Below are 281 nucleotides of genomic sequence, written 5' to 3' on the forward strand. Positions count from 1 at the left end.
CTGCGATGCTATATATTAGCACATAGATGCTGATATATAGCACAACAGGGAATCCCATGACCAAGCTTCTGGCGACCGGCGCCATCGTATTGGCGAGCCTTGCAGCCCCGCATGTGGCGACAGCAGAAAGCCAAACCCTCAGACAGATCGAAGAACGCGGCAGCCTGCTGTGTTCGGGCCATAACGGCAGCTATTTCGGTTTCGTCGAGGTGAACGACAACAATGAATGGAAGGGGCTCGACATCGATCTGTGCCGCGCCTTGACAACCGCCATTCTGGGC

1 pseudogene is annotated in these 281 nt (G+C 55.2%); it reads left to right on the forward strand.

Going from position 1 to position 281, the window contains the following annotated elements:
- Positions 1-56: 56 nt before the first annotated feature.
- Positions 57-281, forward strand: a pseudogene (locus tag K3A85_RS17935) (hypothetical protein); the annotation flags it as partial.

Origin of the sequence: Novosphingobium huizhouense, assembly GCF_020179475.1 — a bacterium.
Taxonomy (GTDB): domain Bacteria; phylum Pseudomonadota; class Alphaproteobacteria; order Sphingomonadales; family Sphingomonadaceae; genus Novosphingobium; species Novosphingobium huizhouense.